This window comes from Buttiauxella agrestis ATCC 33320 (assembly GCF_000735355.1).
Classification (GTDB): Bacteria; Pseudomonadota; Gammaproteobacteria; order Enterobacterales; family Enterobacteriaceae; genus Buttiauxella; species Buttiauxella agrestis.
In genome coordinates this window covers 1-21,888 of the sequence record NZ_JMPI01000023.1, presented here as the reverse complement: position 1 = coordinate 21,888, position 21,888 = coordinate 1, and the positions used below count along the sequence as shown (strand labels likewise).

Here is a 21,888-nt window from a genome sequence, read left to right as displayed (position 1 = left end):
ATTTACTCCGTGAGATGGAGGAAAGCCGCACCACGCATACCGCCAGCATCGCCATGCCGTGCAGGTTCAATGCGAGGGACTTTTGCCACAGGTAATAAATACTTAGGCAAACGCTCAGGCAGTTGCTGGTACATCTCAGTAAAGTTAGACAACCCACCACCAATGACCACCAGATGCGCGTCAATGGCAGTCAGCAAGCTGCCGAGGCAACAGGCCAATAGCTCAACAAAACGGTCAACGTGGGCAATCGCTTTATCATCACCCGCACGATAACGAGCAACGATTTCTTTGGAATCCAGTGGTTCAGAGTAGAAGTGTTGGTAAACCCATGCAAATCCACGGCCTGAAAGATAGTTTTCGATACAGCCATGCTGGCCGCAGCCACAGCGTGTCAGGGGGATGTCACGGCCCAGCACATTCAGCGCGTCTACAGGCAAACGTGTATGACCAAATTCGCCAGTAATGTAGTTACGCCCGGTAATCGATTTACCGTTAACGATAATTCCGCCACCGACGCCAGTGCCGAGAATCAGCCCCATCACCACAGGGTATTCGCGGAACTCATCATCCCAGGCTTCAGAGAGCGCGAAACAGTTAGCGTCGTTATCCATACGCACTTCACGCCCAAGCATCGCGCTCAGGTCGGCCTGCACCGGCTTGCCGCTGGCTGCGGGAACATTCGCCGCATACAACGTGCCATCGTCCGTGACCGGCATACCAGGAATACCAATGCCCACCGAGCCTTTAAGACCGAAACGGGTATCCGCTTCTTCAACCATGGAAGCGATGGTGGTTAAAAAGTTCTCATAACTGTCATGCGGGGTGGGAAGGCGTTTCTCCCATTGCAGACGACGTTCACTATCGTAAACCCCAAGAGCCATCTTGCTGCCGCCAATGTCAAATCCGTAATACATTGCTTTGCTGCTCCCCTAAATTTTTAGAGTTTATTGTCCGCTTAATACTCGCGCCGGATCGATATTACTGGCTCGGCGAGCCGGATACCAACTGGCGAGTAAACTCAGTAACAACGCTGTGATCAAGACATAAAATACGTCCAGCCAATGAAGTTCTGATGGCAGGAAATCAATAAAGTAGATGTCGCCGGACAGGAACTGGTGGCCGATGAGCTTTTCAATCACACGAATGATGTTGGTCAATTGCCATGAAGCCAGCACGCCGACAATCACGCCACTCACGCTGCCAAATAGCCCCGCCAGCAAACCGTACCAGACGAAAATTGCGCGAATCAAACCGTCTTTGGCCCCAAGCGTACGCAACACCGCAATGTCGCTGCTCTTGTCTTTCACCGCCATCACCAGCGTGGAGACGATGTTAAAACAGGCCACGCCAATCACCAGCACCATCGCCAGATACATGATGGCGCGAATCATTTGAATGTCGCGGTACATATAGCCGTAAGTGCCAATCCAGCTTTTGATATAAACGTATGCGTTAGTGACTTCACCCGCATCGCGCACCAGTTGGTTAGCATTAAAGACATCGTGAACTTTAATGGCGATACCCGTGACACTGTCGCCCATGTCTAAATAACTCTGGGCGTCCGCCATTGGCACCATTGCAAAGCTATGATCGAGCTGCCCGCTGAGGGCCAGAATACCTTCAACCTGGAGGCGAACACGCTTCGGCTGCAAGAGTTTAGTGCCGCCATCGCTGTTCGGGATCATGATGGATATCCAGTCGCCCTGCTTCACTTTCAGGGCGTCGGCAACGCCTTTACCGATAATGATTTGTTGCTGCCCGGCTTTAAAGTTCTGCCACGCATTGTTTTGCACATATTGCGGTAACGCGCTCAGGCGAACTTCCTGAGCAGGATCAACACCCTTCACCTGAATGGCACGCAGATTAGGTCCGCTTTCCACCAGCCCGGTAAAGTTGATGTACGGCGCTGCGGCGGCAATGCCCTTTACCTTCTCAACGCGTTGTAAAACACCGCTCCAGTCGTGGAAAGGCTGATTCACCGGCTCGATTTCACCGTGCGGAACCACCGCCAGAATACGGTTATTCAGCTCGCGCTCGAAGCCGTTCATCGCACTCAGGCCGACAATCAACACCGCAACACCCAGCGCGATGCCTAACGTTGAAATAACCGATATCAGTGACACCATGCCGCTACGGCGACGCCCGCGGCTAAAACGTAAACCAATCAGCAGTGACAGAGGCGACGCCATTAATCGGCTCCCATCAAAGTCAGCTCATGACTCAGGCGACCATCTTGCATTTCTAACTGGCGAGACATGCGCTTCGCCAGTTTCAGGTCGTGAGTGACCACTAAAAACGCGGTTCCCTGACGCACATTCAGCTCGCCCAATAACTCGAAGATGCTGTCAGCGTTACGCGCATCAAGATTACCGGTTGGCTCATCTGCCAGCACCAGGCGCGGGTTATTCACCAGCGCACGGGCAATCGCCACACGCTGACGCTCGCCGCCCGAAAGCTCAGACGGACGGTGATTACTACGGTGATCAAGCCCTACCGCTTTAAGCATTTCCAGCGCGCGTTGCCTGGTGTCATCAGTATTGTTTTTGCCGATTAACAGCGGCATGGCGACGTTTTCCATCGCGGTGAAATCAGGTAGCAAATGGTGGAACTGGTAGATAAAGCCGAGTTCGCGGTTACGCAGTTCGGCCTTAGCGGCAGACGACATAGAACTCATCGCCTTACCGTTGAAAATCACATCGCCAGAAGTGGGGGTATCCAACCCGCCCAGCAGATGCAGCAAAGTACTTTTGCCAGAGCCGGAGCTGCCGACAATCGCCATTAACTCACCGGTATTAATGCTGAAGCTGACATCATGCAGTACGTCCGTTTGCACTTTGCCTTCCTGATAGCGTTTGCACAGCTTGTCACACTGCAACAGGACAGAATTACTCATAACGTAAAGCCTCAGCGGGAAGTGTCGCGGCAGCACGCCACGACGGATAAAGCGTGGATAACAGTGCGACAGCCATAGCAATAATCGCAATCACAATAACTTGTACAGGGTCAATAGCGACAGGCAGCGCGGCGCCATCCAGCAACGCGCCAATAATCGGCATTAAATTGTTCAGTTGGCTGGCCAGCAAAGCGCCTAATAATGCGCCCAACAGAGCGCCAATCACACCTGCGCTCGCCCCTTGCACCATAAACACCGCCATGATTTGGCGACGTGTTAATCCCTGGGTCTGAAGAATGGCGACTTCGCCCTGCTTTTCCATAACCAGCAGGCCAAGAGAAGTGATGATATTAAAAGCAGCGACGGCCACAATCAGGCTCAACAGCAGGCCCATCATGTTTTTCTCCATGCGCACGGCCTGGAACAACTCGCCTTTACGTTCGCGCCAGTCCTTCCATTCGGTGCCTGGCGGCAAAGTTTGTTGGCTTAAAACGTCTACTTTCAGCGGTTCAGCCAGCCACAAACGCCAGCCGCTGATATTGCCTGCCGGATAGCGCATCAGACGCGAGGCATCTTGCTGGTTCACCAGCATCTGGTAGCCGTCGACTTCGCTGTTTGCTGCAAAAGTACCAATGACCGTAAACAGACGTTGGCTTGGCAAACGGCCCATCGGCGTGAACTGGCTGGCTGACGGCACCATCACACGGATGCTGTCACCACGTTTAATACCCAGTTGCCCGGCAAGTTGTTCACCGAGAATAATGTTGTATTTCCCGGCGACCAGGTCAGTTTGTTTCACGTTCACCAGGAACGGCGAAAGGGGATCTTTTTCTTCCGGCTTCACGCCCAACATCACGCCGACCGCGACACTGCGCGCGCTTTGCAGCACCACATCGCCCGTTGTCACGGGCGCAATACGCGTGACACCTTCGAGTTTGAGATCTTTAGCAGGCAGTGTTTCGGGGTTAATCGAGCCGCCAGGCGAAGTGATGATCGCTTGTGGCATTAGCCCAAGAATGTTGTTTTGCAGCTCACGTTCGAAGCCGTTCATCACTGAAAGCACCGTCACCAGCGCCATTACGCCAAGCGTAATGCCGATAGTCGACAGCCATGAGACGAAACGACCGAAACGGTCAGATGCTCGCCCACGCATGTAGCGCAGGCCTATAAATAACGCGACAGGTTGATACATGTATTCCGTCTTGTTGCAGTTGCGGATGCAAAGTTGGCGAGAAGTATATAAGCGATACCGTATCAAGTAAATGAAACGTAACGTTTTTTTGATATTTCAGAACATGCGAAATCCCTGTTAAATCAAACTCATAACATCTTGTTTTCGAAGTCAAAGCTGCAATAAAACGGAGATAAATTGTTCCTGCGGAATTTCCTAAATGCGCCAGATTCTTACAAAAACAGACAATTCAGGTAAAAAAATGCCGGGCAATCTTCCACCCTGAAGGCCAATACAGGGCAACAGAAGAAACTACTGGCGCATGAAAAACAAACAATTGTGGATAAATCATATCAAAGGGCTGTGCATTTGCCTGGTCGTAATTTACCACTCAGTGATCACCTTTTATCCCCACCTGGTTCAGTTCCAGACCGGATTCCCGGAATACGTCGCTAAAAGCTGGATTTACCTTAACTTGTATCTGGCCCCCTTCCGGATGCCGGTGTTCTTCTTTATCTCTGGCTTTTTGATAACCCGTTATATCGACGCCGTACAATGGCGCGACTGTGTTGATAAGCGCCTGTGGAATATTTTTTACGTTCTGCTGTTGTGGGGAGTTTTGCAGTGGCTGGGGATTTCGTTAATCAACCAGTGGCTGGCGCCGGATCTGGTACGCAACCCGACCTCTAACGCAGCCTATTCAGAAACCTTGATCCAGTTTGCCACCAGCATGGCGAAAGCCAGCACCAGCCTTTGGTATCTTTATGCGTTAGTGCTTTATTTCCTGGTGTTCAAAAGCCTGCGTCAATTCAGAGTCCCGGTCATATTGATGTTGTTGGCCGTGAACGTCGTGATTAGCTTTGCGCCGCTACCCTGGTGGGGCATGAACAGCGTGGTGCGCAATATGTGTTATTACGGGCTGGGAGCGTGGTTCGGTACGCAGTTAATGACGGCAATGAAAGAATTTAACCTTCGTCAGCATCCCCTGATTTGTGTCGCTGCCGCACTGGTTTCCGTGGCGTTATATCTGGTCAATGTCCCACTCGTGATTTCCCTGGTCTCGATTTTTGTCATCATGAAGCTGTTTTATGTGCTCGATAACTGGCGAGAAAGCCGCGCCGATGCGTTCCTCAATATCGTCGGTACCAATACGATTGCTATCTACACCACTCACCGCATCGTTATCGAAGCACTCAGTTTGTTCACTCTTGGGCAGATTAGCGCCGGACGAATTTCCGATAACCTTTTGCTCGCCATTCTGATGGTTTACCCGTTTGTCAGCCTGGCGATTTGCACGGTATTAGGGTTAGGTTTCAGGAAATTATCGCGTGCTGCGTTTGGTGACATGTTCTTTTCGCCGCCAGCCAAATTAGTGACCGCAACGCAGGCGCGTTAAGTCACACTCTGTGGACGATGAATCCCAGGTTGCGGTGCGATTGTGTTGCTAATACAAAACGATCGCGGATAATAATAAGCAACTTCTTGACGCGTCTGGTGGTCATTTGCCCACAAAGCACGGCGCAACCTGAGAGATTCTGACATCCGATATGCCTGAAAATTATCGCTACTCCTTACCTGTAAAAGCTGGCGATCAACGCCAGCTTGGTGAACTCACCGGCTCTGCGTGCGCGACTGAAGTTGCCGAAATCACAGAGCGCCATAATGGCCCGGTGGTGTTGATCGCCCCTGATATGCAGAATGCGCTGCGTCTGCATGACGAAATCAGCCAGTTTACGGAAAGCATGGTGATGAATCTTGCCGACTGGGAAACCCTGCCTTACGACAGTTTCTCGCCGCATCAGGAAATCATCTCTTCACGTTTATCAACACTATATCAGCTACCAACCATGCAGCGCGGCGTGTTAATCCTGCCGGTGAATACTCTGATGCAACGCGTGTGTCCGCACAGCTATTTACACGGCCACGCGTTAGTGATGAAGAAAGGCCAGCGTTTGTCGCGTGATAACCTGCGCAGCCAGCTGGAACAAGCCGGTTATCGCAGCGTTGATCAAGTCATGGAGCACGGTGAATTTGCCACCCGTGGCGCATTGTTGGATTTGTATCCGATGGGCAGCGACCAGCCTTATCGCATTGACTTTTTCGATGATGAAATCGACAGCCTGCGCGTATTTGACGTTGATACGCAGCGCACGCTCGAAGAAGTCGATGCCATTAACCTACTACCTGCGCACGAATTCCCGACCGATAAAACAGCCATCGAACTATTCCGCAGCCAGTGGCGCGACAAGTTTGATGTAAAGCGTGAGCCTGAGCATATTTACCAGCAGGTCAGTAAAGGCATGCTCCCGGCGGGGATTGAATACTGGCAGCCGCTGTTCTTCAGCGAACCATTACCGCCACTTTTTAGCTATTTCCCAAAAAATACGCTGCTGATTAATACCGGTGATATCGAAACCAACGCCGAGCGTTTCTGGCAGGATACATTTGCCCGTTTCGAAAATCGTGGCGTTGACCCAATGCGCCCGCTGCTCCCGCCAGAAAGCCTGTGGTTACGCGTTGACGAACTGTTCAGCGAACTCAAAAACTGGCCGCGCATTCAGCTCAAAACGGATTCGTTAGCCGACAAAGCGGCGTTTACCAACCTGGGTTATCACGCCCTGCCCGATCTATCCGTTCAGGCGCAACAAAAAGCGCCGCTCGATAACCTGCGAAAATTCCTTGAATCTTTCGATGGCCCCGTGGTGTTTTCCGTCGAAAGTGAAGGCCGCCGCGAAGCATTAGGCGAACTGTTAGCGCGAATTAAAGTTGCCCCGAAACGTATTTATCGGCTCGATGAAGCAGCCGATAAAGGCCGCTATTTAATGCTGGGTTCCAGCGAACACGGTTTTATCGACACGCTGCGCAACCGGGCGTTAATTTGTGAAAGTGACCTGCTGGGCGAGCGCGTCAGCCGCCGCCGTCAGGATAGCCGCCGCACCATTAACCCGGATACGTTGATTCGCAACCTGGCCGAGTTGCATACCGGGCAGCCTGTTGTGCACCTCGAGCATGGCGTCGGGCGTTATGCCGGCCTCACCACTCTTGAAGCGGGCGGCATTACAGCTGAATACCTGATGCTGACGTACGCAGGGGACGCCAAACTCTATGTCCCGGTTTCGTCGCTCCATTTAATTAGCCGTTATGCGGGCGGTGCCGAAGAAAATGCACCATTGCATAAGCTTGGCAGCGATGCCTGGTCGCGCGCGCGTCAAAAAGCGGCTGAGAAAGTACGCGATGTGGCGGCAGAACTGCTGGATATTTACGCCCAACGTGCAGCCAAACAAGGTTTCGCCTTCAAGCATGACCGTGAACAGTACCAAATGTTCTGCGATGCTTTCCCGTTTGAAACCACACCGGACCAGGCTCAGGCCATCAACGCGGTATTAAGCGACATGTGCCAGCCATTGGCCATGGATCGCCTGGTGTGTGGCGACGTCGGCTTTGGTAAAACCGAAGTTGCGATGCGTGCCGCATTCCTCGCGGTGGAAAACAACAAACAAGTTGCGGTACTCGTGCCAACGACGCTGCTGGCCCAACAGCACCTCGACAACTTCCGCGACCGTTTTGCTAACTGGCCGGTGCGTATCGAAATGCTGTCGCGTTTTCGTACCGCTAAAGAGCAAGCACAAATTCTGGAAGAGGCGCGTGAAGGGAAAGTCGACATTCTTATCGGCACCCACAAGCTGCTGCAAAATGATGTGAAGATGAAAGATCTCGGCCTGCTGATTGTCGATGAAGAGCACCGCTTCGGTGTGCGCCATAAAGAGCGTATCAAGGCGATGCGCGCCGATGTGGATATCCTGACGCTGACCGCCACCCCGATTCCGCGCACCTTGAATATGGCGATGAGCGGAATGCGCGATTTGTCGATTATCGCCACTCCGCCGGCCCGCCGCCTGGCAGTGAAAACCTTCGTGCGTGAATACGACAGCCTGGTGGTTCGCGAAGCCATCCTGCGCGAAGTGTTGCGTGGCGGCCAGGTTTACTATCTTTACAACGATGTCGAAAACATCCAGAAAGCGGCAGACAAACTTGCGGAGTTAGTTCCGGAAGCACGTATCACCATCGGCCACGGCCAAATGCGTGAGCGTGAGCTGGAACGGGTGATGAACGATTTCCACCACCAGCGTTTTAACGTGCTGGTGTGCACCACGATTATCGAAACCGGTATCGATATTCCGACAGCCAACACCATTATCATTGAACGTGCAGACCATTTCGGCCTCGCGCAGCTGCACCAGCTCCGTGGCCGCGTTGGGCGTTCCCATCACCAGGCTTATGCGTGGCTGCTAACGCCTCACCCGAAAGCCATGACTACCGATGCGCAGAAGCGCCTCGAAGCTATCGCTTCTCTCGAAGATTTAGGGGCGGGTTTTGCGCTGGCAACGCACGATCTGGAAATCCGAGGTGCTGGCGAATTGCTCGGTGAAGGCCAGAGCGGCTCAATGGAAACGATCGGTTTTTCTCTGTATATGGAAATGCTGGAAAACGCGGTCGATGCGCTCAAAGAAGGTCGCGAGCCATCGCTTGAAGATTTGACCAGCAGCCAGACCGAAGTCGAATTGCGCATGCCTGCCCTACTGCCAGATGATTTTATCCCGGATGTGAACACGCGCCTGTCATTCTACAAGCGGATTGCCAGCGCCAAAACGGCGCATGAGCTTGATGAATTGAAAGTCGAACTGATTGACCGCTTTGGATTGCTACCGGATCCGGCGCGTAATCTGTTGGATATCGCGGCATTGCGTCAGCAGGCTCAGAAACTGGGTGTGCGTAAAATAGAAGGCAATGAAAAAGGCGGAGTGATTGAGTTTGCCGAGAAGAACAATGTTAATCCGGTTTGGCTGATTGGCTTACTACAAAAGCAACCGCAGCATTACCGCCTGGACGGGCCAACGCGTCTTAAATTTATTGAAGATCTGGCTGACCGTAAAGCGCGAATGGAATGGGTGCGTAACTTTATGCATCAGTTAGCCCAGAACGCAGCGGCTTAAGTCGTATCTTAATTTGCTTAACGTGCCTTAGTTACCCCTAAGGCACTTTTGTAACATTTACACATTCTTTTCAAACCACGAAGGTTTCCCTACATCTTCCCCCGCCATAATTCACGATTAACTTTTTAATAACATTAACCTTAATAATAATGAGGTTTTGCTTAATGCAGTCGTCGCGATTTCTCTCTTTACCTGTACGTTGGTTGGCATCGCTGATGCTGGTCAGCGCAAGCCTTGCCGCTTTCCCGGCAAGCGCTAATTCCTACCCTCTGCCTCCTGAAGGCAGTCGCCTTATCGGTCAGAACTTTTTCCATGTAGTCGAGGATAACGGCGGCTCGCTTGAAGCCATCGCCAAAAAATACAATGTCGGCTTCCTTGCCCTGCTTCAGGCAAATCCAGGTGTTGATCCGTATGTGCCACGTGCGGGTAGCGTGCTGACTATTCCGCGCCAGATGCTATTGCCAGATGCGCCGCGTCAGGGGCTGGTAATGAATCTTGCCGAACTGCGTGTTTATTACTATCCCGCAGGGAAAAATAGCGTAACCGTTTACCCGATTGGCATTGGCCAACTCGGTGGCGACACCGTGACACCAACTATGGTCACAAGCGTTTCAGATAAACGCGCCAACCCGACCTGGACGCCAACGGCCAATATTCGCGCGCGCTATCTGGCGAACGGAATCAAACTTCCGGCGGTCGTCCCAGCCGGGCCGGAAAACCCAATGGGCCACCATGCCATTCGCCTCGCAGCCTATGGCGGCGTTTATCTGCTGCACGGAACAAATGCGGACTTTGGGATTGGAATGCGCGTGAGTTCTGGCTGTATTCGACTGCGTGATGACGATATTAAAGCGTTGTACAAAGAGATGCCTGTTGGTACGCCAGTGCGCATCATCAACACCGCGATTAAAACCTCAGTGGAGCCCGATGGCAGGCGTTTAGTTGAAGTCCATCAGCCTCTGTCTAAACACATTGATGACGATCCGAAAGTGCTTCCGATTGTGTTAACGGAGCAGATGAAACAGTTCCAGTCTGCACCGGAAACAGATGCTAGCGTCATGGAGCAAGCCATGCAGCACCGCTCCGGGATGCCGATTGAAGTGAACGCGTACGGTATTGCCAGCACCGAGATTTAATTGTTTTGAGATGCAAAAAGGCCCTGTTTTTTAACAGGGCCTTTTTTTATGAAACTGATTTACCGTGAATCTTATTTATAAATTACCGCAGTACCGTGCAATGTATTCGGGCCAGTGACTGAAGTAATACGGAATGAACTCGCACCCATTTCTTCAGCTTTCTGAGCCAGTTGGTCTTCAAGAGAACCCAGGTTAGTCCCGGCGGTTGCAGTGATAGTGCCTACTTTCTGTTGGCCTGCTGGCGTTGCCTGAACTTCAACAGCCGCGAAGCTTGCGAAAGAGATTGAGCTAAGAACAACAGCAGCGATAAGAGTTTTGACGTTTTTCATGATTTTTGACCTTAAGCAGATGATTTGTAAGCCCGTTAATTTATTTACTTAACGTTCGATAAGTAAATAATAAACGTGATCTACATCACACGTCAAATTATTTTTATAACGACCGTTAATTATTTTATTAATGACTTACTTTTCATACAGATAGCCATGATTTATTTTTGGACAAACTAGCAGTAGAACCCATGAGATATTATTTTTATAATGATCGCTCATAAAATAGAAAAGGTTAAAACGGCTAATTATGTCTACCGACACCTGCGATACCAAAAAAAGCCGTGGCCGACCAAAAGTGTTCGACAAAGAATCCGCACTCGATAAGGCCATGGTTTTGTTCTGGCAACACGGCTACGAAGCCACTTCAATGGCACATCTGGTTGAGGCAACAGGGGCAAAAGCCCCAACGTTATATGCCGAATTCACCAATAAAGAGGGTTTGTTCAAGGCCGTCTTAGACCGCTATCTTGCTCGTGTGACGAAACTGCGAGAGACCTGCCTGCGTTGTGACAATCGAACGCTTGAAGAGGCGCTTGAGGATTATCTTTATCTGGTGGCGAAACTGTTTACCGATAAAGAAACCCCAACGGGCTGCTTTATGATTTGTACTTCATCCGTTCTGGCAGTCTCTTCGCACGATATCTCTGAAATGATCAAGGCTCGTCAGTCTCTGCTCGAAGCTACGCTGCTTAAATTCCTCGAGCAGCACCAACAGAAAGGTGAAATCCCGGCCACAACCTGCGTTCGAAATTTGGCTAAATACCTGTGTTGCATTGTTCAGGGCATGTCAGTCAGCGCGCGGGAAGATGCAAGCCACGAGGAATTAAAGCAGATCGTCAACACGACAATGCGGCTGTTACCTGAGCTGAAGAAAATCTAACCTTCGGCGGCATTAGCCGCCCTTTTTATTTAGCGATTGGATGCGTTTCTGCAATAGAAAAAGGCCCTGTTATTCAACAGGGCCTTTCTTATGGAGACAGTTTTTACTTAGAGGGCGCAGGCTTATTTATAAATTACCGCAGTACCGTGCAATGTATTTGGGCCAGTGACTGAAGTAATGCGGAATGAACTTGCGCCCATTGCTTCAGCTTTCTGCGCCAGTTGGTCTTCCAGAGAACCCAGGTTAGTCCCGGCGGATGCGCTGATCGTTCCTACTTTCTGCTCGCCAACTGGGGCAGCCTGAACTTCAACAGCTGCAAAGCTTGCAAATGAAATTGAGCTAAGAACAACAGCAGCAATAAGATTTTTTACGTTTTTCATGATAGTTACCTTGGATAAACATTTATAAGGCCGTTAAATTTATTTACTTAACGTTCGATAACTAAATCATAAACGTGATTTGCATCACACGTCAAATTAATTTTATAATGACCGTTAATTATTTTATAAAAGCTTATATTTTCATAAGCATAGGAAATAATTATTTTTCCACTCTTCCCTATAGCTACCGCGTGATATTATTTTTATAATGATCGTTCAATAAACAGACAAAGGTTAAACGGCGCATATGTCATCTGATACGACTTGCATTAAAAAAAGCCGTGGCCGACCGAAGGTGTTTGACAGGGAAGCAGCACTCGACAAGGCCATGGCTTTGTTCTGGCAACACGGTTATGAAGCCACTTCATTGGCGCATCTGGTCGAAGCGACGGGCGCAAAAGCTCCGACGCTGTACGCAGAGTTCACCAACAAAGAAGGGTTATTCAAGGCCGTTCTGGACCGCTATATCGAACGTTTCTCGCAAATGCGTGAGAATTGCCTGTTCTGCGAAGAACGCACGCTCGAGCAAGCACTGGAAGATTATTTTTCGCTGATTGCGAAGCTCTTTACTGAGAAAGACACGCCAACAGGTTGCTTTATCATCTGTACTTCCTCCGTGCTGGCCGCATCTTCGGAAGATATCGCGGCAGTGATAAAAACGCGTCAGTCGATGCAGGAAGAAACGCTGGTGCGTTTTCTGGCCAAGCGCCAGGAACAAGGCGAAATGCCTGCGACCAGTTGTATCCGTAAATTGGCTAAGTACCTGTGCTGTATTATTCAGGGGATGTCAGTGAGCGCGCGCGAAAACGCCAGCTATGAAGAGCTGATGCAAATCGTGAATACGACGATGCGGCTGATGCCAGAACTTAAAAAAATCTAATCCAGGGCGGCGTTTGCCGCCCTGCTCTTTTAACGCACTCGCCCTTTACTCCAGTACGCCATAAAGTTGATTGCATCATGGTTCACGCCACATTCACCAATCAAATGGCGGCGCAGGAGTTTCACCACCGTGGATTCTGCCGCGACCCAGCCATAAAAATCATTGCTGACCGTGGTCGCTTTATCCCACAGCAGTTCGCCTTCCGCTTCTTCATTAAGTGCCTCCGTCACGCCTGCTGTTGCAGGAACTTGCGCATTTTCTCTGACGGATTTGAGCAGGCACTCGCCATGCGTCGCATTAACGGTTTTGCGCGCTAACCAGTGAATTTGCGCGAAGCTGAACTCGCTCAAATCGACACAATCACCTTCTTCCGGCACTTCAAAAAACGCCTGAATGTGTGGAGGTTTTTCCTGAGTCGCCAGCAGTTCCAGAATACCTCGCGCCGCGGGCAATGCCGTTTCGTCGGCAATGATTAGCCCATGGCGTAAACCGCTCGGCGGAGTCCATTCGTATCCACCGCTGTCTTGAGTATATTCGGCATTAGGCGCAACGATTTGAATTTGGTCGCCAGGTCGCGAGTTAATTGCCCATGCTGAGGCCGGCCCTTCCGTACCGTGGCTGACAAATTCAACGGTGACTTCCTGGCGCTCGCGATCAACCTTGCGCAAGGTATAAGTGCGCACCACGGGTCGCTTTTCTCTGGGCAATTGTTGCAGCAATTGATACCACTCACCTTGATTAGGCAGAGCCGGAATGGAGCCATCTTCAGAGGGAAATAACATTTTGATTCGCTGATCGGGCGAGTCACATTTCATATGTGCAACATCCTGACCGCCAAATACCAGACTCATTAGCGAAGGTGAAACTTGCGATTTATGCACTAACTGGACATTAAACAAGCGATACCCCTGCACTCCTGCCATTTCGACTCCTTTGCCGCATCAGGCCTACATCCAGAAAAAGTAAACCACATAAATCATGTGATTATTCATAAGATTAATTTAAGAAATACTATCAATTGAGATTGATAATGAGAACTGTTATCGGCAAAATTCAGTCCGGTCTTATTTCAAAATATTTTCAAATGTTAATCTTTTCCATCTAAGGAATGATGATGATGCATAAAAATGCACGCTGGGTGCTTAATCCGCTGCTTCTGGCGATGATGGCTCCAGCTTTTGCGCAGCAAACTTCAGAAGAAGATATTCTGGTTTCTGCGAACCGTATGCACCGTACCGTGGCAGAAATGGCGCAGACGACCTGGGTTATCGAAGGCACTGAACTCGAACAACAAATCCAGGGTGGCAAGGAGCTGAAAGATGCACTTGCACAGTTAATTCCAGGGCTTGATGTCAGCAGTCAAAGCCGCACCAACTACGGCATGAACATGCGCGGCCGCTCTATCGTGGTGTTGGTAGATGGTGTTCGTCTGAATTCTTCCCGTACCGATAGCCGCCAGCTTGATTCCATTGATCCGTTCAACATCGAGCATATTGAAGTCATTTCCGGCTCGACCTCTTTGTACGGCGGCGGTAGTACCGGCGGTTTGATTAACATTGTCACCAAAAAAGGCCAGCCTGAAACCCAGATGGAATTCGAATCGGGCATTAAATCAGGCTTTAACAGCAGCAAAGATCACGATGAGCGTATCGCAGGGGCTATTTCTGGCGGCAACGACCATGCGTCCGGACGAATGTCGGTGGCCTATCAGAAGTTCGGTGGCTGGTTCGATGGCAATGGCGACCAGACTCTGCTTGATAACACGCAAACCGGCTTGCAGTATTCTGACCGTCTGGATGTGATGGGAACCGGCACGCTCAATATTGATGAAACTCAGCAATTACAGTTAGTAACGCAATATTACAAGAGCCAGGGCGATGACGATTACGGGCTAAATCTGGGCGAGAATTTCTCGGCTGTTACCGGAAATGGTAATGCTTACGTCAGCGACCAACTCAATTCAGACCGTATTCCTGGCACCGAGCGTCATCTGATTAGCCTGCAATATTCCAACAGCGATTTCCTCGGCCAGGAGCTGGTTGGGCAGGTTTATTATCGCGATGAATCCCTGACGTTCTATCCGTTCCCGACCCTGACGCGTGGCGCAGTCACCAGTTTCTCGGCCTCGCAGCAAGATACCGATCAGTACGGTGCAAAACTCGCACTGACCAGCCAGCCCGTTGATGGCTGGCAAATTACCTACGGTGTGGATGCCGACCACGAAAGCTTTACCTCAAACCAAAAATTCTTTGATTTAGCGAAAGCGAATGCCTCAGGTGGGTTGAATAACCAAAGCATTTACACCACCGGGCGCTACCCTGGCTACAGCATTACCAACTTCGCGCCATTCATGCAAACCAGCTATGACATCACCGACATGTTTACGCTAAGCGGCGGCGTCCGTTACCAGTGGACTGAAAACAAAGTTGATGATTTTGTTGGCTTTACTCAGCAACAAGGCATTGCAAATGGTATCGCTCAATCAGCGGATTCTATCCCTGGTGGCACCACTGATTACGACAATGCTTTGTTCAATGCTGGCGTGTTAATGCACATCACCGAGCGCCAGCAAGCGTGGTTTAACTTCTCGCAAGGCGTTGAATTACCTGATCCAGGCAAATATTACGGTAACGGGACTTACCGCCTGGTCAATGGCCATTATCAACTGGTGAACAGTGTGAACGTTGCACAGTCAAAACTTCAGGGGATCAAGGTCGATTCGTATGAGTTAGGCTGGCGCTACTCGGGCGATAGCCTGCGCACGCAGGTTGCGGCTTACTACTCACTCTCTGACAAGTCTATCTCCATCAACCGTGCAGATATGACCATCAATGTTGAAGATGACAAACGCCGTATTTACGGCGTTGAAGGTGCCGTGGATTACTTTATTCCAGACTCAGACTGGAGCACCGGTGTTAACTTCAACGTGCTGAAATCCGAAACCAAAGTGGATGGAAAATGGCAGAAATGGGACGTGATTTATGCCAGCCCGTCGAAAGCCACGGCATATGTGGGCTGGGCGCCAGAACCATGGAGCCTGCGTGTCCAGAGCCAGCAGACCTTTGATTTAACCGATGCCAGCGACAATAAAATCAATGGTTACAACACCATCGACTTTATCGGTAGTTACGCTCTGCCACTAGGTAAGCTGAGCTTCAGCATCGAAAACTTGCTGGATAAAGACTACACCACCGTGTGGGGTCAGCGCGCGCCTCTACTCTACAGCCCAACTTATGGCAGCCCATCGCTGTACGAATACAAAGGTCGTGGGCGCACTTACGGCGTGAATTACTACCTGCAATTCTAAAGTTCCTCACAGCAGGCTGGCGAAAAACCAGCCTGCTTTTTACTCTCATACACAAAATCCCTCTCGACCAAAATCCAGTAGTCATTTAAAACATAGGGACTCTAATGATAGGTACGGCTTATATTTGGTAGGATTAGCTTATGTTGGCAGGTTTAATCGGTTTAGGTTCAGTCATCGAAACAGCATATCTCCCTGCACTACGCCGTCTCTCTCTTCCCTTGCTCGAATGTTACGGTTTTGACGCTAACCCCGCGCGTCAGATTGACGGGATTAACCGTTGTGATTCTCTGGATGAACTGCTAGCAATGCCGCTTGATGTGGTGCTAATCACGACTTCTTCTCTGCATCATCTTCCTGTTCTGGAGCGCGTCTTGCAAAGTGACGTGCCTGCTATTGTGGTAGAAAAACCCGTCGCAGCCACGCTTGCGCAACTTGAGACACTTAAAACTCTGCTCGCGAAGCCGCAAAATGCCGCCCGTGTTCTGGCTTTGGATCACTGGATGGTTCGTACTCAAGCCTGCAATCACATTCACAACATCAATGAAATAAAGTGCATCGAAGGTTTTTTACTGGAGCCAAGTGGTTTTAACGCCGCGGGTGAGCCTGCTGCCCTCAACTTTGCCACGGGTGAAGCAGACACTCGCCAGTTGCGTCACCCTGACGGCGTAATTGTTGATATCGGCACTCATACTCTTGCCATGATGCGTGAAACTGTTCATCAGTTAGGTGGCAATGACCAGCTCACCGTTGAACTCATTTACGCACGCGATCGCCTCGGGAACGCGATTGCAGCGGGTGATTTCACTACAGCTGAAGGTGAAGCGCTGTTAACCGGGACTCTCAGTGGTATTCCTTATACGCTCCATCTCAACAAATATGCCGGGCCTGCTGGCGGGCAAAAAGGGATGCGGATTCATCTTCATGACGGGCAAATGATCAATATCGATCGTGAGGGAGTGAATGAGGTAGTGGAGCGGATCTCTGAACAGGGCAGCGAACGCAGTACCCTCGCCGGGCCGCTTTACGATCGTTGTTTACATGATGTGGTTTTTGGCGAACAAAGGCTGTTTTTGCGCACGCCTGACGAAATACCCGCCTACACTCAGCGCCGCATAGCAGAAGTTACTGCGCTGCTGGAATTGCAACAGCAGTTACGCGGTAGTCATTAAGCAAAAGCCCATCTCACAAGATGGGCCTTGATTTATAACCATTAGATTTTATTCAAAACTAGCTGGCCATTATTATCCAGTGGGATCTGCGTGCCAGGGTCTTTATCCATACGGATTTTGCCCTGCTGGTCGCCAATGCGGTACGTCACGTCGTAGCCCAGCATTTTTTCTGACTTGTCGTAAACGGTTTTACATTTCTGCTGCGTGGTGGTGTAGGTGTCGCGATCTTGCATCGCACCTTGAACCTGATTACCCGCATAACCCCCGCCCAGAGCACCGGCTACCGTCGCCACATCTTTACCACGCCCGCCACCAAACTGATGGCCAATCACGCCACCTGCAACGGCACCTAACGCTGAACCGAGAATACGGTTTTCATCCTGAACCGGACGACGATGAGTCACCGCGACATTACGGCATTCCTGACGTGGTGTTTTTACCGTTTCCTTGATAGGTGTCGCTGACACCACCTGTGCGTACTGAGGGCCACGGTCAAAAACATTCATGCTGGCAACCGCCGCCACACCCAGTGCTGCGGCCACACCGATACCTATACCCGCTAACATTGATTTATTCACAGGACATCCTCCTGACTGTGCAATTGCTTACAATTTTGCAACCAGAGGGCGTATAAGACAAATCAGACAACGGATGAAAAGTGCTGATTCATAGGCTGAAACTATGTGTTTGAGAGAAATCCTAAGCATGAAATGTTCATTTATGGATTTTTATGCTGAAACGTCAAATAAAAAACCCGGCACGCTGGCCGGGTTTGAGAGTCAATGCTGAACTGAGATTAGTGCAGTTTTAAACGCGGACGAATCACGCGGTTGATACTGCCTACCAGCATCATCAGGCCGGTTTTGAAATAACCGTGAAGCGCGACCTGGTGCATACGGTACAGGGAGATATAAACGAAACGCGCCATACGCCCTTCTACCATCATCGAACCGCGCATCAGGTTGCCCATCAGGCTACCGACGGTAGAGAACTTAGACAGCGAAACCAGAGAACCGTGATCTTTGTAAACATAAGATTTCAGCGGTTTATCTTTCATTTGCGCAAGAATATTGGTCAGCACCAAAGAAGCCATCTGGTGTGCAGCCTGTGCACGAGGTGGCACAAAGCCGCCTTCAGGACGTGCGCAAGAAGCACAGTCACCAATGGCATAAATATCAGGGTCACGCGTGGTTTGCAGCGTAGGCTCGGTCACTAACTGGTTAATACGGTTAGTTTCGAGGCCACCGATATCTTTCATAAAGTCTGGCGCTTTGATACCTGCCGCCCAAACCATCAGATCCGCTGCGATATATTCGCCGTCTTTAGTATTCAGGCCGCCCGCATCAGCAGAAGTCACCATAGTTTGCGTCAGAACACGCACGCCCAGTTTGGTCAGCTCGCTGTGCGCTGCCGCTGAAATACGCGGAGGCAATGCAGGCAGAATACGCTCGCCCGCTTCAACCAGCGTCACGTTCAGCGCTTCGTTAGTCAGCCCTTTATAACCGTAGCTGTGCAGCTGTTTGACTGCGTTATGCAGTTCAGCGGACAACTCAACACCTGTCGCCCCGCCACCCACGATAGCAATATTCACTTTGCCGCTGGCGCCCAGGTTCGCGGAATACTTGAGGAACAGATTCAGCATCTCAGAGTGGAAACGACGCGCCTGATGCGGGTTATCGAGGAAGATGCAATTATCTTTCACGCCCGGCGTGTTGAAGTCGTTGGAAGTACTACCCAGCGCCATCACCAGGGTGTCGTAAGGGATCTTACGCTCGGGAACCAACAGCTCGCCTTTGTCGTCACGCAGTTCTGACAACGTCAGCGTTTTGCTTTCGCGGTTAATATCAACCACTGAGCCAAGCTGGAACTGGAAGTGATGATTACGCGCATGAGCCAGGTAGCTCAGAGCATCCACACCTTCATCCAGTGAACCGGTAGCCACTTCGTGCAGCAGTGGTTTCCATAAATGGCTGTGGTTACGGTCGATAAGCGTAATCTTCGCTTTCTTACCACGACCCAGTTTTTTACCTAACTGAGTGGCCAGTTCAAGTCCGCCAGCACCACCACCGACAATGACAATCTTTCTTAATGGCGTAGTCAAAGTGACCCCCTTAAAATATTAACCAATTGTTAATTAAAGGTTATGTAAATAGCATTTAATTAACAACAAGTTACCTAAACAAACTCACTAATGTGACCAAAGAATAACATGGATGGTGTATTGGTCATACCAAAATTGATATGCATCAAATTTTTATGCCGAAAAGATAAACAAAAAGGGCCAGCACATGGCTGACCCTTTCACTTTTACGCCTTTAAGCCCCGACTAGCCGAGGGTTTTGAAAGCTTTTATGCGTTGCAAATGTGGCGAGATATTTTTGAATTTATGGGTCTGTTCCTGATCCCATACAATTTCATAGTAATGATGCAGCAATTCTGCGGCACGGGCATTATCCAGCGCCTCGTCATTGCGTGACAAAATCGCCAGGCAACGATCGCGGTTTTTCTCACGGAAATTTTGCACACACTTGGTCGAAATATCGGTGTATTCCTCAGGACGATCGATTTTCCCTTCCATGTTCTCTTGCGGGAACAAATTTGGGTTGAAGATCACCTGGCGAATATCACACAGGAAACCGATACGTTCTGCCCAAAAACCGCCCAGCCCAACGCCGCAAATCAGCGGGCGCTCATCGGCACTGAGTTGCAGCATCTTGTCGACTTCTTTGAGCAGATGCTGCATGTCGTGTTTCGGATGTCGCGTGCTGTAACTGATAAGCCGCACGTCCGGGTCGATAAACTGGAGTTGCAGCACCTTTTCATGGTTACCGGGACTGTTGGAGTCAAAACCGTGTAAATAGATAATCATTGCATCCTCACCACACGAATTCAGGCCATTCGGCCCGAGAGTTAAAGACCCGCCTTGTGGGCTTGCCACTGCTCATGCAGCGCCTCAAGTTGCTGGTTTGCTTCCTTCCAGCGCGCTGATGACCTCAGCTCCTGACGGGTAAATGAACCTTTATGATACAAACCTGTAACACGCTCTGCTTTGACCGGCGACAGGTTATCTAACACGCTAACCGCGCCATTACGATTATTGCAGACGAGGATCATATCGCAACCTGCATCCAGTGACGCCTGCCCACGTTCAGCGTAACTGCCCATAATCGCCGCACCTTCCATCGACAAATCGTCAGAGAAGATAACGCCATTAAAGCCAAGTTCGCCACGCAACACGGTTTTCAGCCAGTGCGGGGAACCGCTGGCCGGACGCGGGTCAACATCGGTGTAGATAACATGCGCAGGCATGATGGCATCGAGTTTGTTATCGGTAATCAGTGTACGGAAAATCTGCATATCGTGTTCACGAATCAACGCTTCATCACGCGGGTCGCGAGGGGTTTCTTTGTGCGAATCGGCGGTGACTGCACCGTGACCGGGGAAATGCTTACCGGTCGTTTTCATGCCAGCCGCATGCATACCGTCGATAAAACGGGTTGCCATCGCCAACGCTTTTCGCGGATCTTCATGGTACGAACGCTCGCCAATGGCAGCGCTAATATGGCCAATGTCCAAAACGGGTGCGAAACTGATGTCGATATCCATGGCAATCATTTCACTCGCCATCAACCAACCTGCTTCCTCAGCCAGTTTACCGCCGTTCTCCAGACCGTTTATGGCAGCAAAAGATTGCGCGGCAGGAAGAAGCGTAAAGCCTTCGCGGAAACGCTGAACGCGCCCGCCTTCCTGGTCAACGGCCACCACCAGACGATTGCGCGAGGCTTCGCGGATTTGGCGCACCAGTTCACGCAATTGCTCGGGATCGTGATAGTTGCGGGTAAACAGAATCAACCCACCGACCAGCGGGTGTTTCAGAATTTCGCGCTCTTCGGCATCCAGCTCAAAGCCTGCCACATCTAACATTACCGGACCCACATCTACCTCTCTTAATTAGTTCTTTTCCCGCAGTTGGCTCCAGGCCTCATCTGCAAGAGTTATAAATGTTCTGTCTTGTGTTTGCCGCCAGCGGCATTCGTACCACGATGCCATCAGCATCATTACCCATGGCCGCCATCGCGCTGCCTGCCGGGTTAATGTTTCCAGCGGAATATGGCTCCATTGTGCATAGGCGCGTATCAGTGAATCATCACAGATATTATTGGCCGCCATTGTTGCCGCAAGTTCCAGCGCAACATCGCCATCACCCGCATATTCCCAGTCAATGAGTTTAAGCCCCTGCGGTTGGAGCACAAGGTTCCCGGCATGAACATCCATATGCAGTGGTGCCAGGCGCAGCGGCTTAGGTTCGCCTTGACGCTTCATTTTTTTAAGCAACCGCAACCAGCTCACACGTTTGCGCTCAGGGGCAGCCATTAACCAGTAGTGTTCAAGCAACGGCAACAGACTGATTCGCCAGCCAAAACAGTTTTGTTGATGTAAATCATACAGCAAGGCACTGAGCGATTGCAGTGAGGGAAGTTGGGATTTTACCTCGCCAGTTTGCCATTCGACGATTAACCAACCGTCAGCCAGACAAACGGGCCGCGGCGCGATGCGCTGAGGCATTCGGTTCAGCGCGCGAAAGTGTCGTGATAGCGAAACGCCCGGCTGCGGAGACGCAAGCTGGTGACGAGCAACGTACTCGCGCCCTCCCGCGTTGAAATGCACGCTGCCACCACTCAATCCTTCGAGTGCAGAAAAGCAACCGGCGGCCTGAGCCGCCGGAAGATACTGAGCAATCACACT

General features: G+C 50.7%; 19 protein-coding genes. 7 read left to right on the top strand and 12 right to left on the bottom strand.

Going from position 1 to position 21,888, the window contains the following annotated elements:
* Positions 1 to 2: 2 nt before the first annotated feature.
* The 4 genes from nagK to lolC are packed head-to-tail and all read right to left on the bottom strand — an operon-like array spanning position 3 to position 4,085.
* Positions 3 to 914 carry an N-acetylglucosamine kinase gene (gene nagK, locus GBAG_RS07365; RefSeq protein WP_034494675.1) on the bottom strand — a complete coding sequence of 304 codons (912 nt, stop codon included), beginning with the start codon at positions 912 to 914 and terminating at the stop codon, positions 3 to 5.
* A 30-nt stretch (positions 915 to 944) separates the two neighbouring features.
* The gene (lolE, locus tag GBAG_RS07360; protein WP_034494674.1) at positions 945 to 2,189 is read right to left on the bottom strand and encodes a lipoprotein-releasing ABC transporter permease subunit LolE; all 1,245 of its coding nucleotides are present in this window, start codon (positions 2,187 to 2,189) and stop codon (positions 945 to 947) included.
* Positions 2,189 to 2,893 (bottom strand): lipoprotein-releasing ABC transporter ATP-binding protein LolD, encoded by a 705-nt coding sequence (gene lolD / locus GBAG_RS07355; protein WP_034494672.1) that lies wholly within the window; start codon positions 2,891 to 2,893, stop codon positions 2,189 to 2,191. The genes lolE and lolD overlap by 1 nt, the downstream gene beginning before the upstream one ends.
* Positions 2,886 to 4,085: a lipoprotein-releasing ABC transporter permease subunit LolC gene (gene lolC / locus GBAG_RS07350; RefSeq protein WP_034494670.1), complete on the bottom strand. Its 1,200-nt coding sequence runs from the start codon at positions 4,083 to 4,085 to the stop codon at positions 2,886 to 2,888. Before lolC ends, lolD begins: the two co-directional genes overlap by 8 nt.
* A gap of 301 nt (positions 4,086 to 4,386) precedes the next feature.
* Here lolC and GBAG_RS07345 point away from each other — a divergent pair, with 301 nt between their 5' ends.
* The 3 genes from GBAG_RS07345 (at position 4,387) to ldtC (ending at position 10,194) form a co-directional block, all read left to right on the top strand.
* Positions 4,387 to 5,460, top strand: coding sequence for an acyltransferase family protein (locus tag GBAG_RS07345; protein ID WP_034494669.1), 1,074 nt, complete (start codon positions 4,387 to 4,389; stop codon positions 5,458 to 5,460).
* 151 nt (positions 5,461 to 5,611) lie between these two features.
* Positions 5,612 to 9,058, top strand: a complete 3,447-nt coding sequence (mfd, locus tag GBAG_RS07340; RefSeq protein WP_034494667.1) for a transcription-repair coupling factor — start codon at positions 5,612 to 5,614, stop codon at positions 9,056 to 9,058.
* Between the two features lie 215 nt (positions 9,059 to 9,273).
* Complete coding sequence (gene ldtC / locus GBAG_RS07335) at positions 9,274 to 10,194, top strand: L,D-transpeptidase LdtC (protein ID WP_246864865.1); 921 nt, start codon at positions 9,274 to 9,276, stop codon at positions 10,192 to 10,194.
* A 71-nt stretch (positions 10,195 to 10,265) separates the two neighbouring features.
* On the opposite strand, the gene bhsA (GBAG_RS07330) is transcribed toward ldtC, so the two are convergent.
* A complete protein-coding gene (gene bhsA / locus GBAG_RS07330; RefSeq protein ID WP_034494661.1) occupies positions 10,266 to 10,523 on the bottom strand; it encodes a multiple stress resistance protein BhsA in 258 nt (85 codons plus the stop codon).
* A 250-nt stretch (positions 10,524 to 10,773) separates the two neighbouring features.
* Between bhsA (GBAG_RS07330) and GBAG_RS07325 the strand changes: the two genes are divergently transcribed.
* Positions 10,774 to 11,406 carry a TetR/AcrR family transcriptional regulator gene (locus GBAG_RS07325; protein WP_034494659.1) on the top strand — a complete coding sequence of 211 codons (633 nt, stop codon included), beginning with the start codon at positions 10,774 to 10,776 and terminating at the stop codon, positions 11,404 to 11,406.
* 122 nt (positions 11,407 to 11,528) lie between these two features.
* On the opposite strand, the gene bhsA (GBAG_RS07320) is transcribed toward GBAG_RS07325, so the two are convergent.
* Positions 11,529 to 11,786 carry a multiple stress resistance protein BhsA gene (bhsA, locus tag GBAG_RS07320; RefSeq protein WP_034494657.1) on the bottom strand — a complete coding sequence of 86 codons (258 nt, stop codon included), beginning with the start codon at positions 11,784 to 11,786 and terminating at the stop codon, positions 11,529 to 11,531.
* Between the two features lie 247 nt (positions 11,787 to 12,033).
* On the opposite strand from bhsA (GBAG_RS07320), the gene GBAG_RS07315 reads away from it, so the two are divergent.
* The gene (locus GBAG_RS07315) at positions 12,034 to 12,666 is read left to right on the top strand and encodes a TetR/AcrR family transcriptional regulator (protein ID WP_034494655.1); all 633 of its coding nucleotides are present in this window, start codon (positions 12,034 to 12,036) and stop codon (positions 12,664 to 12,666) included.
* A gap of 29 nt (positions 12,667 to 12,695) precedes the next feature.
* Here GBAG_RS07315 and GBAG_RS07310 read toward each other — a convergent pair whose 3' ends face one another.
* Entirely contained in the window at positions 12,696 to 13,589 is an 894-nt protein-coding gene (locus GBAG_RS07310) for a siderophore-interacting protein (RefSeq protein ID WP_034494644.1), read from the bottom strand.
* Between the two features lie 194 nt (positions 13,590 to 13,783).
* On the opposite strand from GBAG_RS07310, the gene iutA reads away from it, so the two are divergent.
* Together iutA and GBAG_RS07300 are read left to right on the top strand one after the other, a co-directional pair.
* On the top strand, positions 13,784 to 15,973 hold the full coding sequence (iutA, locus tag GBAG_RS07305; protein WP_034494915.1) for a ferric aerobactin receptor IutA: 2,190 nt from the start codon (positions 13,784 to 13,786) through the stop codon (positions 15,971 to 15,973).
* 140 nt (positions 15,974 to 16,113) lie between these two features.
* The gene (locus tag GBAG_RS07300; protein ID WP_034494642.1) at positions 16,114 to 17,142 is read left to right on the top strand and encodes a Gfo/Idh/MocA family oxidoreductase; all 1,029 of its coding nucleotides are present in this window, start codon (positions 16,114 to 16,116) and stop codon (positions 17,140 to 17,142) included.
* A gap of 41 nt (positions 17,143 to 17,183) precedes the next feature.
* Here the strand turns inward: GBAG_RS07300 and GBAG_RS07295 are convergent, their stop codons facing one another.
* The 5 genes from GBAG_RS07295 to thiK form a co-directional block, all read right to left on the bottom strand.
* The gene (locus GBAG_RS07295; RefSeq protein ID WP_034494640.1) at positions 17,184 to 17,720 is read right to left on the bottom strand and encodes a glycine zipper 2TM domain-containing protein; all 537 of its coding nucleotides are present in this window, start codon (positions 17,718 to 17,720) and stop codon (positions 17,184 to 17,186) included.
* A 218-nt stretch (positions 17,721 to 17,938) separates the two neighbouring features.
* Complete coding sequence (locus tag GBAG_RS07290; protein WP_034494638.1) at positions 17,939 to 19,243, bottom strand: NAD(P)/FAD-dependent oxidoreductase; 1,305 nt, start codon at positions 19,241 to 19,243, stop codon at positions 17,939 to 17,941.
* Positions 19,244 to 19,468: 225 nt separating this feature from the next.
* Positions 19,469 to 20,011 carry an alpha/beta hydrolase YcfP gene (gene ycfP, locus GBAG_RS07285; protein WP_034494636.1) on the bottom strand — a complete coding sequence of 181 codons (543 nt, stop codon included), beginning with the start codon at positions 20,009 to 20,011 and terminating at the stop codon, positions 19,469 to 19,471.
* 41 nt (positions 20,012 to 20,052) lie between these two features.
* Positions 20,053 to 21,078 carry a beta-N-acetylhexosaminidase gene (gene nagZ / locus GBAG_RS07280; RefSeq protein WP_034494635.1) on the bottom strand — a complete coding sequence of 342 codons (1,026 nt, stop codon included), beginning with the start codon at positions 21,076 to 21,078 and terminating at the stop codon, positions 20,053 to 20,055.
* Positions 21,079 to 21,093: 15 nt separating this feature from the next.
* Positions 21,094 to 21,885, bottom strand: coding sequence for a thiamine kinase (gene thiK / locus GBAG_RS07275; RefSeq protein WP_051873664.1), 792 nt, complete (start codon positions 21,883 to 21,885; stop codon positions 21,094 to 21,096).
* Positions 21,886 to 21,888: the final 3 nt, after the last annotated feature.

What these genes read in the sequence shown, in the direction of transcription:
- nagK (WP_034494675.1), bottom strand. Translation starts at nt 914, where the DNA reads ATGTATTACGGATTTGACATTGGCGGCAGCAAGATGGCTCTTGGGGTT.
- lolE (WP_034494674.1), bottom strand. Translation starts at nt 2,189, where the DNA reads ATGGCGTCGCCTCTGTCACTGCTGATTGGTTTACGTTTTAGCCGCGGG.
- lolD (WP_034494672.1), bottom strand. Translation starts at nt 2,893, where the DNA reads ATGAGTAATTCTGTCCTGTTGCAGTGTGACAAGCTGTGCAAACGCTAT.
- lolC (WP_034494670.1), bottom strand. Translation starts at nt 4,085, where the DNA reads ATGTATCAACCTGTCGCGTTATTTATAGGCCTGCGCTACATGCGTGGG.
- GBAG_RS07345 (WP_034494669.1), top strand. Translation starts at nt 4,387, where the DNA reads ATGAAAAACAAACAATTGTGGATAAATCATATCAAAGGGCTGTGCATT.
- mfd (WP_034494667.1), top strand. Translation starts at nt 5,612, where the DNA reads ATGCCTGAAAATTATCGCTACTCCTTACCTGTAAAAGCTGGCGATCAA.
- ldtC (WP_246864865.1), top strand. Translation starts at nt 9,274, where the DNA reads ATGCTGGTCAGCGCAAGCCTTGCCGCTTTCCCGGCAAGCGCTAATTCC.
- bhsA (WP_034494661.1), bottom strand. Translation starts at nt 10,523, where the DNA reads ATGAAAAACGTCAAAACTCTTATCGCTGCTGTTGTTCTTAGCTCAATC.
- GBAG_RS07325 (WP_034494659.1), top strand. Translation starts at nt 10,774, where the DNA reads ATGTCTACCGACACCTGCGATACCAAAAAAAGCCGTGGCCGACCAAAA.
- bhsA (WP_034494657.1), bottom strand. Translation starts at nt 11,786, where the DNA reads ATGAAAAACGTAAAAAATCTTATTGCTGCTGTTGTTCTTAGCTCAATT.
- GBAG_RS07315 (WP_034494655.1), top strand. Translation starts at nt 12,034, where the DNA reads ATGTCATCTGATACGACTTGCATTAAAAAAAGCCGTGGCCGACCGAAG.
- GBAG_RS07310 (WP_034494644.1), bottom strand. Translation starts at nt 13,589, where the DNA reads ATGGCAGGAGTGCAGGGGTATCGCTTGTTTAATGTCCAGTTAGTGCAT.
- iutA (WP_034494915.1), top strand. Translation starts at nt 13,784, where the DNA reads ATGCATAAAAATGCACGCTGGGTGCTTAATCCGCTGCTTCTGGCGATG.
- GBAG_RS07300 (WP_034494642.1), top strand. Translation starts at nt 16,114, where the DNA reads ATGTTGGCAGGTTTAATCGGTTTAGGTTCAGTCATCGAAACAGCATAT.
- ycfP (WP_034494636.1), bottom strand. Translation starts at nt 20,011, where the DNA reads ATGATTATCTATTTACACGGTTTTGACTCCAACAGTCCCGGTAACCAT.